Source organism: Anaerocolumna xylanovorans DSM 12503 (genome assembly GCF_900143645.1).
GTDB lineage: Bacteria > Bacillota > Clostridia > Lachnospirales > Lachnospiraceae > Anaerocolumna > Anaerocolumna xylanovorans.
Genome location: NZ_FRFD01000009.1, coordinates 139,080 through 148,721, shown reverse-complemented (window position 1 = coordinate 148,721; position 9,642 = coordinate 139,080). Strand labels below are relative to the sequence as shown.

Sequence of the window (9,642 nt, the reverse complement as noted above, 5' to 3'; positions counted from 1 at the left end):
GCAGTATCGCAAGCAAGCTTGCGATATGCACGGGAGTGGGAGTGGTCGATAAAAGAAAAAATTAGCAGGAGAAACACATGAGAATCGGTTTGGTAAGACATTTTAAGGTGAATTGCCCACATAAAAGAATGATGACATCGGAGGAATTCCGCCAGTGGTCCGAACGCTATGAGAGGGCAAAAGTAATTAAGAATAAAGTAGAAATGTACGGCAGCAAATGGGATATCTGCTATGTAAGTGATTTACCAAGGGCAATTACCACGGCAAAAGAGGTTTACAGCGGTAATCTACATATTGATAAATTGCTTAGGGAGGTGGATAACGCTCCCTTTATCCATACGGAAAGAATAAAGCTGCCTTTTGAAATATGGCATGTATGCGGAAGGCTGGCATGGTACTTTAAGTCTAAAAGCCAGCCGGAGACCAGAGAGGAAACCAGAAAGCGCATTGAAGCATTTCTGAATAAGATTGACTGGTCGAAAGAAAGTGTCCTGATAGTATTCCATGGATTTATGCTGTATAATTTTCAGAAAGAACTCAAAAAAAGAGGTTTTACCGGAGAGAGAGTCAGAAGGGTAAAGAATGGAGTACTGTATCAGTTTATTGGAGAAAATCCTGTAAGTACAGAGTCTGCATCAGATGACAAAGAGCAGTCGGTTTCATAATGCTTAGTAATTGATATTCACAAAAGGAGTAAAGTGAAAAATAAAAAGCATTTTTCACTTTCTATTTGGACAGTACGTGTAGATTGCAAGCAATCTACTGGTAAACTTACGATATGCATGGGGAGTAAAATGAAAATTACACTGATAAGTGTTGGAAAAATAAAGGAAAATTATTTGACACAGGCTATTTTAGAATATTCTAAAAGGCTTAGTCGGTATACAAAACTTGAGATTATAGAAGTTGCCGATGAAAAGACACCGGATAGAGCAAGCGAAGCAGAAGAACTCCAGATAAAAAGTACGGAGGGTGAGCGAATCTTAAAACAGATCAAGGACAGCTCTTATTGTCTGGCACTGGCGATAGAAGGAAAGATGTATGATTCGGTAGAATTTGCGGAACAGCTTGAGAAGCTAAGAATAAATGGGAAGAGCCACCTGACCTTTCTGATTGGTGGTTCTTTAGGGTTAAGCGAAGAGGTTTTAAAAAGGGCAGATACCCTTATCAGTTTTTCTAAAATGACATTTCCCCATCAGCTGATGCGGGTTATTTTGCTGGAACAGATATACAGAGCTTACCGTATCACTGCCGGTGAACCGTATCATAAGTAACGGAAGGAATAGCCTTAACCATTGATATAACTTGGTTAAGGCTATATTTACAAATGGAGATACTGTATCACAAGTAAAATTCTAAATATTTTTATCAGAAAAATTAAATTAACTAGCAGTTAGTTTTTGTGAATAAAAGATGAAAATGCTTCAATTGTTTCAATTATATAACTTTGATATGATTTAATTAGTGAAGGCCTAAGTTAATTAAATGGATAGAGAAGCGGAGGAAATTATTTTATGAAGATAAGTGAGGTTATCAGGAGCTGCAGAAAAAAAGAAAATCTTACGCAAGAACAAGTTGCCAGTTATTTAAATATAAGTGCACCAGCAGTGAACAAGTGGGAAAATGGAATATCCTATCCGGATATAACACTGCTATCACCTCTTGCGCGTGTTCTAAAAATTGATGTTAATACTTTATTAGCATTTAATGAGGAATTAACGGATGCAGAAGTAAATAAATTTGCAAAAGAGGTTGGTGAAATGGTATCAAAAGAGGGATACCAAAAGGCGTTTGAAAGGGGCGGTAATTTAATCAGGCAATATTCAAGCTGTGATGAGTTAATATTGAGAATATCAACGTTATTAAGATTACATCTGGCTGCATCCCAAACTGAGGAAAAAGATAAATATGAAGGAAAACTTATTGCTTGGATTGAATTTGTAGCAGCAGGCAGCAATGAGAAGACAGCATCTATGGCTAAAATATCCTTATCGGCTATATACAGAGAGAAAGAAGAGTATGAAAAAGCCCAAGAAATGTTAGATAAAATTCCAGAACCAGAGTTAGGTATTGAAAAGAAAATTCAACAGGCGCTGCTATTTGAAAGCAGCGGAAAAATTGAGGAGACTTACGGCGTTTGTGAAGAAATGCTGTTAAAAGATGCTCATGAAGCATTAGGTGTTTTATCTTTAATAATAGGGCTGTTATTAAAAGAAAATAAGTTTAGTGAGGCGGAAGAATATACAGAGCGGGCTAAATGGCTGGTTGGGATGTTTGATTTAGGAGCATACCATAAATATGCATTAGATTTATCTTTAGCAAAGGAAAAGCAAGATAAAGAAAAAGCGATAGAGATAATTATAAATATGGTAAATGAAGCAGACAGCATAGATGATTTTATGAAGTCAAAACTATATAGGCACAGAAAATTAAAGGTGACCAATAGCTGGAGCAAAGATAAATATGAAAGATTAGTAAAAGGGACAATTAAGCAAGATAAAACCCTTGATTTTGTAAAAAGTGATCCCAAGATAAAGTTTCTGCTGGAATAATACTCAAATCGGCTACGGCAGAAGTATCTTCACATTCATAGGTGTATCTGATATACTTGATATTATCTATTAATAATATCATAAGTAAAGCGGATAGATATCCTAAATTGCATAAAAATTAAGATGTACATGGAGGAAATTATGAATATATATTTAATAAGACACGGCAGACAGAATAGTCCCTTATGCAATGTAAACGTAGAACTGGCCGAAGAAGGAAAACGACAGGCAGAACTTCTTGGCAGACGCTTGGAGGGGTATCGCATCGATGCTCTTTATTCCAGTGATTTAATAAGAGCGGTAGAGACAGCCGGTATATTAAATAAATACTTAGACCAAGACCATCTAATCAGAGAAGATATCCGGGAAATATCCTTTGGACTTTTAGAAGGAAAGTCTAACGAAGAAATCGAAAGTGAATTTGCTGACTTTAGAAAGGAGCAGCTGTTACTGGAGAAAGATATTCCCTATCCGGGTGGGGAATGCGGAGGACAGGTATTTGAAAGGGCTATGAGAACCGTAGAGGAAATCCTAAGTTCTGATAAGTCAAATGTTGCAGTTGTAACCCATGGAGGTGTAATAAGGGCGCTGGTTTCAGGCTTACTGGGACTTGATATGAGCAAAAAACTGCTGCTTGGTGTATCCCTTGAGAATACCAGTATCACTCATCTGGTGTATAATAAAGATAAAAACCGCTTTTATCTGCAGCGGTTCAATGACTATGCCCATCTGGAAGGGGAAGAAGGACTGCTTCGGGCTATATTATAATTATAACCTAATCCCCATGTCTTTTCAAAGACTGCAAACTTTGGGCCGCAGGTACAAATTTGCGTTTGAAAAATCTTGATTTTTCAAACTAACCCTCATGCATTTCGCAAGTTTACTTGCGAAACTGCCTAAATCAAAAGTGAAAAATGCTTTCTATTTTTCACGCTAACCCTCATGCATTTCGCAAGTTTACTTGCGAAACTGCCTAAATCAAAAGTGAAAAATGCTTTCTATTTTTCACACTAACCCTCATGCATTTCGCAAGTTTACTTGCGAAACTGCCTAAATCAAAAGTGAAAAATGCTTTCTATTTTTCACACTAACCCTCATGTAGTACTGCTCTGCTGATTTTAGCAGATAAATCATAGAATCAGAGGATGTAAAGATTATACATCAATGGATTTTCGGAAAAATACTCAGAGTTTTTGAATAAAAATACTTGAAATTTTCAAAAAACATGGTACAATACTAGCATTAATATTAATTATTTTAAATATTTATAAGGTATCTTCCATTCGTCAACGAAGGCTGAATGCCCTTGCTTGACGTATTTTTATGGATGCAGAATGAAAGGTTCCTTATCTGGAAATGAAAAGGAGTTAGTATGAAAAAGATTGTGTGTTTAATGCTGGCAGCTGTGACAGCTGTTTCTTTGGCAGGATGTGGTAAGTCTTCGGATGATAATAAGCTGATTGTGGGTACGGAGGCAGGTTTTGCACCCTATGAATATATGGAGGGTGATAAGGTAGTAGGAATTGATATGGATATTGCTCAGGCAATTGCAGACGCTATGGATAAAGAACTGGTAATCAAGAATATGGAATTTCAGGGTGCACTTGCGGCAGTACAAAGCGGTAAGGTGGATTTTGTAGCGGCAGGTGTTTCGGTGGATGAGGACCGTAAGAAAAAGATGGACTTTTCCCATGAATATGTAAGCTCTACGGAAGTTGTTGTTGTGAATAAGGACGCTTCCAATGTAACCGGCATAAAAGACTTAAATGATAAGATTATTGGCGTTCAGGAAGGAAATATTGCGGATTTTTATATAAGCAATCCGGACAATGTAACCACTGATTCAAAGAATATTAAGAGATATTCCAAGTTTGTTCAGGCTGCAGAAGATCTTAAAAACAATAAGATTGACTGTATCGTAATGGATCAGTACCCTGCACAGGAATTGGTAGCAGCTAATGATTCCCTTGTGATATTAAAGAAGAGTGATGGTACGGATGATGTACTGTTTGAAGATAAGTATGCGATTGCTGTTAAGAAGGGAAATACCGAGCTTCTTAATAAGATCAATGAGGTAATTGACCAGTTGATCAAAGATGGTAAGATTGAAGAATTTACTGCAAAACATACAAAAACAGGCAGTAAGTAGATATACTAATTATTATTGGTGAAGTGGATAGACTTAATAGTTAGCAGCAGCCAAGGTATTATTGTCTGCTGCTAATTATGCGTAAAGAAGGAGAAAAAAATTGGACGCAATACTTAATTGGTTTAATCAGGTAGGTCAGAGCTATTATGATGCCTTTATAACAGAACATAGATATATGTTTTACCTGGAGGGACTTAGAAATACTCTGCTTATATCCTTCCTTGCACTCCTGATTGGAGCTTTTCTTGGAATACTGGTGGCAGTAATCCGCTTTTCAACTGCAAACATAAAAGGTCTTCACTGGATTAAGAGTCTGTGTAACCTGTATGTAACGATAATCAGAGGCACACCGGTGCTGCTGCAGCTGTTAATCATCTATAATTTGATTTTTACCGCAAGAAATACCAACGAAATTATTGTGGCGGGTATCTGCTTTGGTATCAATTCCGGAGCTTATGTAGCGGAAATTGTAAGAGCGGGAATTGAATCCATAGACAAGGGGCAGTATGAAGCAGGACGTTCTCTGGGATTAAACGGCAATCAGACCATGTTTACAATAATCATGCCCCAGGCGATTAAGAACATATTGCCGGCTCTTGGAAATGAATTTATCGTGTTGATTAAGGAAACGTCCGTTGCCAGTATCATTGCAATTACAGATTTGTCAAAGGCAGCCCAGTTTATTGGCTCAAGGACTTATGATGTACTGCCGCCTTTAATAATAGCCGCTGCCTGCTACCTGATTATGGTAATAGGATTTACAAAGCTTTTACATTTTATAGAAGGGAGGATGGACCAAGGTGATAGAAACTAAAAATCTGAAAAAACAGTTTGGCTCCCATGTCGTACTAAGTGATATCTCCGAGACCATTGAGAAGGGTGAAAAAGTGGTTGTTATCGGTCCCTCCGGTTCCGGTAAATCTACGTTTCTGCGCTGCCTTAACCTGCTTGAGGTGCCTGACGGGGGAGAAATATGGTTTGAAGGAAAGAATATCTTAGATTCTAAAAATAACATTAATGTATTAAGAAGAAAAATGGGAATGGTATTCCAGCAATTTAACCTCTTCCCTCATAAGACGGTGAAGGAAAATATTACCCTTGCTCCGATAAAGCTTGGAGTTATGAATAAGGCGGAAGCGGAGGCAAAGGCAATGGAGCTTCTAAAACGTGTCGGGCTTCCGGAAAAAGCAGATAGTTATCCCAAGCAGCTCTCCGGCGGTCAAAAGCAGAGAATTGCCATTGCCCGTGCCCTTGCCATGAATCCCGATGTGATGCTCTTTGATGAGCCGACCTCAGCTCTGGACCCTGAAATGGTAGGAGAAGTATTAGAGCTTATGAAAGAGCTTGCTGCCGACGGCATGACAATGGTAGTGGTAACTCATGAAATGGGCTTTGCCAAAGAGGTTGGAACCAGGGTTCTGTTTATGGATCAGGGAAGAATTATGGAGCAGAATACACCGGAGGAATTTTTTAACAATCCAACTAACCCGAGACTAAAAGAATTCTTATCAAAAGTGCTGTAAGAAAAGTCTGATAGGAAGAGATTCATAGTTGTTTCTCCTAAATGATAAAAATACTCGTTAAAAGTATTGACAAGTCGGAGCGTATTCTTTAGTATTTCCTATATATTGATGTATTAATTCAGATTTGCTTAATTAACTACAAGATATATATAAACTACTGGAATTACAGTCAGGAGAAATAGGTTGAAAAAACAAAAACTGTTTTTTCAACTACCAATTAACGAATATCCAATCCAAGATTGGATATTCAGGAAAGAGGTTAGAATGAGAGAAGAATGGAATGGTTTTGCACCCGGAAGCTGGACGACGGATATCAACGTCAGGAGCTTCATTCAACATAATTATACACCCTACGAGGGAGATGGTTCTTTCCTTGCAGGCTCTACAGAAAAGACACAAAAGGTTTGGGAGAAGGTTCTTGAACTGATGCAAGTGGAGAACCAGAAAGGAATTGTGGACGCAGAAACAACAAAACCCTCCACAATTACTGCTTTTGGTGCAGGATATCTGGACAAAGACAATGAGGTTATTGTCGGCTTCCAGACAGATAAACCTCTAAAGCGCGGGATTATGCCAAACGGCGGAATCCGTGTGGTAAAAAGTGCGCTGGAATCCTATGGCTACGAGCTGGATGAGAGAACAGAAGAGATTTATACCCATCTTAGGAAGACCCATAATGATGGGGTATTCGCCGCTTATACCGATTCTATGAGAAAGGCCAGACATACCGGTATTATAACAGGTCTGCCGGACGCCTATGGAAGAGGACGTATCATCGGAGATTACAGAAGAGTAGCACTTTACGGAGTGGATACCCTTATTCAGGAAAAGATAGACCAGAAAAAGCTGTTGGAGCGCAATACTCTGGAGTCACCTGAAATTTTGTTAAGAGAAGAAATTTCCGAGCAGATTAATGCATTGAAAGAATTAAAGGCTATGGCCTCAAGCTATGGTTATGATATCAGCGGTCCTGCTAAGAATTCTCTGGAAGCAACCCAATGGACCTATTTTGCATATCTTGGTGCGATTAAGGAACAGGATGGAGCAGCCATGAGTTTAGGCAGAGTAAGTACCTTCCTTGATATTTACTATGAGAGAGATTTAAAGAATGGATTGATAACAGAAGAGGAAGTACAAGAAATCGTAGACCAGTTTGTTATGAAGCTGCGTATGGTACGATTCCTTCGTACCCCTTCCTATAATGATTTGTTTTCAGGGGATCCGACCTGGGTAACAGAAGCAATCGGAGGTATGGGACTTGACGGACGTACTCTGGTTACCAAGAGCAGTTTCCGTGTTCTTCATACCCTTTACAATTTAGGAGCGGCTCCGGAACCAAATCTTACGGTACTGTGGTCAACTTTCCTGCCCCAGGCGTTTAAGGATTTCTGCGCTAAGGTATCCATTGATACAAGCTCCATCCAGTATGAGAGTGATGATATCATGAGAGATGTATGGGGAGATGATTATGCCATCGCCTGCTGCGTATCTGCCATGAGAGTCGGAAAGCAGATGCAGTTCTTCGGGGCACGTGCCAACCTTGCCAAAGCTCTTCTTTATGCGATTAATGGCGGAAAAGACGAAAAAACCGGTGAGCAGGTAGGGCCGATGTTTGAACCTGTAAGGGGAGAATATCTGGATTATGATGAAGTAATGATGAAATTTGACCAGACACTGGAATGGCTGGCAGAGCTTTATATCAATACCCTGAATGTTATCCATTATATGCATGATAAATATAATTACGAGAGACTGCAGATGGCTCTTCATGATATCTCCATACTCCGTACGGAAGCCTGCGGTATGGCCGGACTTTCTGTTGTGGCAGATTCCCTGTCCGCAATCAAATACGCCAAGGTAAAGGTTGTTCGCGATGAAAAGGGTCTTGCAGTAGACTATGAAATAGATGGTGAATATCCTGCTTTCGGAAACAATGATGACCGTGTGGATCAGATTGCAGTAGAATTAGTGGAAAGATTCATGAATAAGCTAAGGAAGTTTAAGACTTACCGTAATGCAAAACAGACACTTTCTATTCTTACCATTACTTCCAACGTAGTATATGGCAAGAAGACAGGAAATACACCTGACGGAAGAAAAGCAGGAGAGCCTTTTGCACCGGGTGCAAATCCCATGCACGGAAGGGATAAGAAGGGAGCCGTTGCTTCCATGGCATCGGTTGCCAAGCTTCCCTACAGGCATGCAGAAGATGGTATTTCCTATACATTCTCCATTGTACCCAAGGCATTGGGAAAGAGTGAAGGCGAAAGAGTCGGTAATCTTGTAGGTCTTTTGGATGGATACTTCTTTGACAAGGGACACCATATCAATGTGAATGTATTTGACAGAGAAACACTCTTAGATGCAATGGATCATCCGGAAAAATATCCGCAGCTTACTATCCGTGTTTCAGGGTATGCTGTTAACTTCGTTAAATTAAACAGAGAACAGCAGCTTGATGTTATTAACCGTACTTTCCATGAGAGGTAATTGCAGAGTCTTTGTAATTTGAAATATGAGGTGAATGAGGGGCTTGTTCCCATTATAGAAAGCAATGTATTTTGTCTTGCGGACAGGATTCAATTGGGCTTATAATGGTTACAGGCCCTGCATGTCTATAAAGAGGGAGTCCTATACCTTGGAGCAAAGCGAAAGAGGTGGTTATTATGAATATAACAGGAAGGGTACACTCAGTGGAAAGCTGCGGTACGGTAGATGGACCCGGTGTCAGATTCGTGGTATTTATGCAGGGGTGTCCCCTAAGATGCCAGTTCTGTCACAATCCGGATACCTGGGATACCAATAAAGGAACCATATATACGCCGGATCAGCTTATGAGTGAGATTATAAAATATAAATCCTATATGATATTTTCCGGAGGCGGAGTAACCTTTACCGGCGGAGAGCCGCTTTTACAGGCAGATTTCATTCTGGAAATGAGCAAAAGGTGCAAGAAAGAAGGAATATCCGTAGCGGTGGACACTTCCGGCTATGTGTTTTCCGATACAGTGGAACAGGTGCTGGAGAATACGGATCTTGTACTTTTGGACATTAAAAATTATGACCCAGAGGTATATAGCAGGGTGACAGGTGTAGAATTGGCCCCAACCCTTAAATTCCTGGACTATACAAGGGATAAAGCCATCAATACTTGGCTTCGCTATGTATTGGTTCCGGGACTTACGGATAACTTAGAGAGTGTCAGGGCTTTGGCAGAGCATCTAAAGAACTATTCCAATATTTCAAGGATAGAAATTCTTCCCTTCCATAAGATGGGAGAATATAAGTGGGAAGCCTTAGGCTATGAATATAAGCTGTATGACACCAGGGAACCGGATAAGAAACTGCTGGAAGAGGTGAAAGGAATCTTTCTCACCTCCGGAATACCTCTTGCAAATTAAAAAAAATTAAAATATAC

General features: G+C 39.6%; 9 protein-coding genes. All 9 read left to right on the top strand.

Annotated features, from left to right (window positions below; all coding sequences use genetic code 11):
• The first annotated feature begins 77 nt into the window (after positions 1 to 77).
• Positions 78 to 665, top strand: a complete 588-nt coding sequence (locus tag BUF11_RS15630; protein WP_073589791.1) for a histidine phosphatase family protein — start codon at positions 78 to 80, stop codon at positions 663 to 665.
• A gap of 129 nt (positions 666 to 794) precedes the next feature.
• On the top strand, positions 795 to 1,274 hold the full coding sequence (rlmH, locus tag BUF11_RS15625) for a 23S rRNA (pseudouridine(1915)-N(3))-methyltransferase RlmH (RefSeq protein WP_073589790.1): 480 nt from the start codon (positions 795 to 797) through the stop codon (positions 1,272 to 1,274).
• 240 nt (positions 1,275 to 1,514) lie between these two features.
• Positions 1,515 to 2,552, top strand: coding sequence for a helix-turn-helix domain-containing protein (locus tag BUF11_RS15620; RefSeq protein WP_073589789.1), 1,038 nt, complete (start codon positions 1,515 to 1,517; stop codon positions 2,550 to 2,552).
• A 141-nt stretch (positions 2,553 to 2,693) separates the two neighbouring features.
• The gene (locus tag BUF11_RS15615) at positions 2,694 to 3,320 is read left to right on the top strand and encodes a histidine phosphatase family protein (protein ID WP_073589788.1); all 627 of its coding nucleotides are present in this window, start codon (positions 2,694 to 2,696) and stop codon (positions 3,318 to 3,320) included.
• Between the two features lie 604 nt (positions 3,321 to 3,924).
• A complete protein-coding gene (locus tag BUF11_RS15610) occupies positions 3,925 to 4,701 on the top strand; it encodes a transporter substrate-binding domain-containing protein (RefSeq protein ID WP_073589787.1) in 777 nt (258 codons plus the stop codon).
• 100 nt (positions 4,702 to 4,801) lie between these two features.
• Complete coding sequence (locus BUF11_RS15605; RefSeq protein WP_073589786.1) at positions 4,802 to 5,515, top strand: amino acid ABC transporter permease; 714 nt, start codon at positions 4,802 to 4,804, stop codon at positions 5,513 to 5,515.
• Entirely contained in the window at positions 5,502 to 6,224 is a 723-nt protein-coding gene (locus BUF11_RS15600) for an amino acid ABC transporter ATP-binding protein (protein WP_073589785.1), read from the top strand. Before BUF11_RS15605 ends, BUF11_RS15600 begins: the two co-directional genes overlap by 14 nt.
• 264 nt (positions 6,225 to 6,488) lie before the next feature.
• Positions 6,489 to 8,714 carry a formate C-acetyltransferase gene (gene pflB / locus BUF11_RS15595; protein WP_073589784.1) on the top strand — a complete coding sequence of 742 codons (2,226 nt, stop codon included), beginning with the start codon at positions 6,489 to 6,491 and terminating at the stop codon, positions 8,712 to 8,714.
• Positions 8,715 to 8,890: 176 nt separating this feature from the next.
• Positions 8,891 to 9,625, top strand: coding sequence for a pyruvate formate-lyase-activating protein (gene pflA / locus BUF11_RS15590; protein ID WP_073589783.1), 735 nt, complete (start codon positions 8,891 to 8,893; stop codon positions 9,623 to 9,625).
• Positions 9,626 to 9,642: the final 17 nt, after the last annotated feature.

Excerpts from the sequence above, each read along its gene's own strand:
- BUF11_RS15630 (WP_073589791.1), top strand. The coding sequence starts at position 78 with ATGAGAATCGGTTTGGTAAGACATTTTAAGGTGAATTGCCCACATAAA.
- rlmH (WP_073589790.1), top strand. The coding sequence starts at position 795 with ATGAAAATTACACTGATAAGTGTTGGAAAAATAAAGGAAAATTATTTG.
- BUF11_RS15620 (WP_073589789.1), top strand. The coding sequence starts at position 1,515 with ATGAAGATAAGTGAGGTTATCAGGAGCTGCAGAAAAAAAGAAAATCTT.
- BUF11_RS15615 (WP_073589788.1), top strand. The coding sequence starts at position 2,694 with ATGAATATATATTTAATAAGACACGGCAGACAGAATAGTCCCTTATGC.
- BUF11_RS15610 (WP_073589787.1), top strand. The coding sequence starts at position 3,925 with ATGAAAAAGATTGTGTGTTTAATGCTGGCAGCTGTGACAGCTGTTTCT.
- pflB (WP_073589784.1), top strand. The coding sequence starts at position 6,489 with ATGAGAGAAGAATGGAATGGTTTTGCACCCGGAAGCTGGACGACGGAT.
- pflA (WP_073589783.1), top strand. The coding sequence starts at position 8,891 with ATGAATATAACAGGAAGGGTACACTCAGTGGAAAGCTGCGGTACGGTA.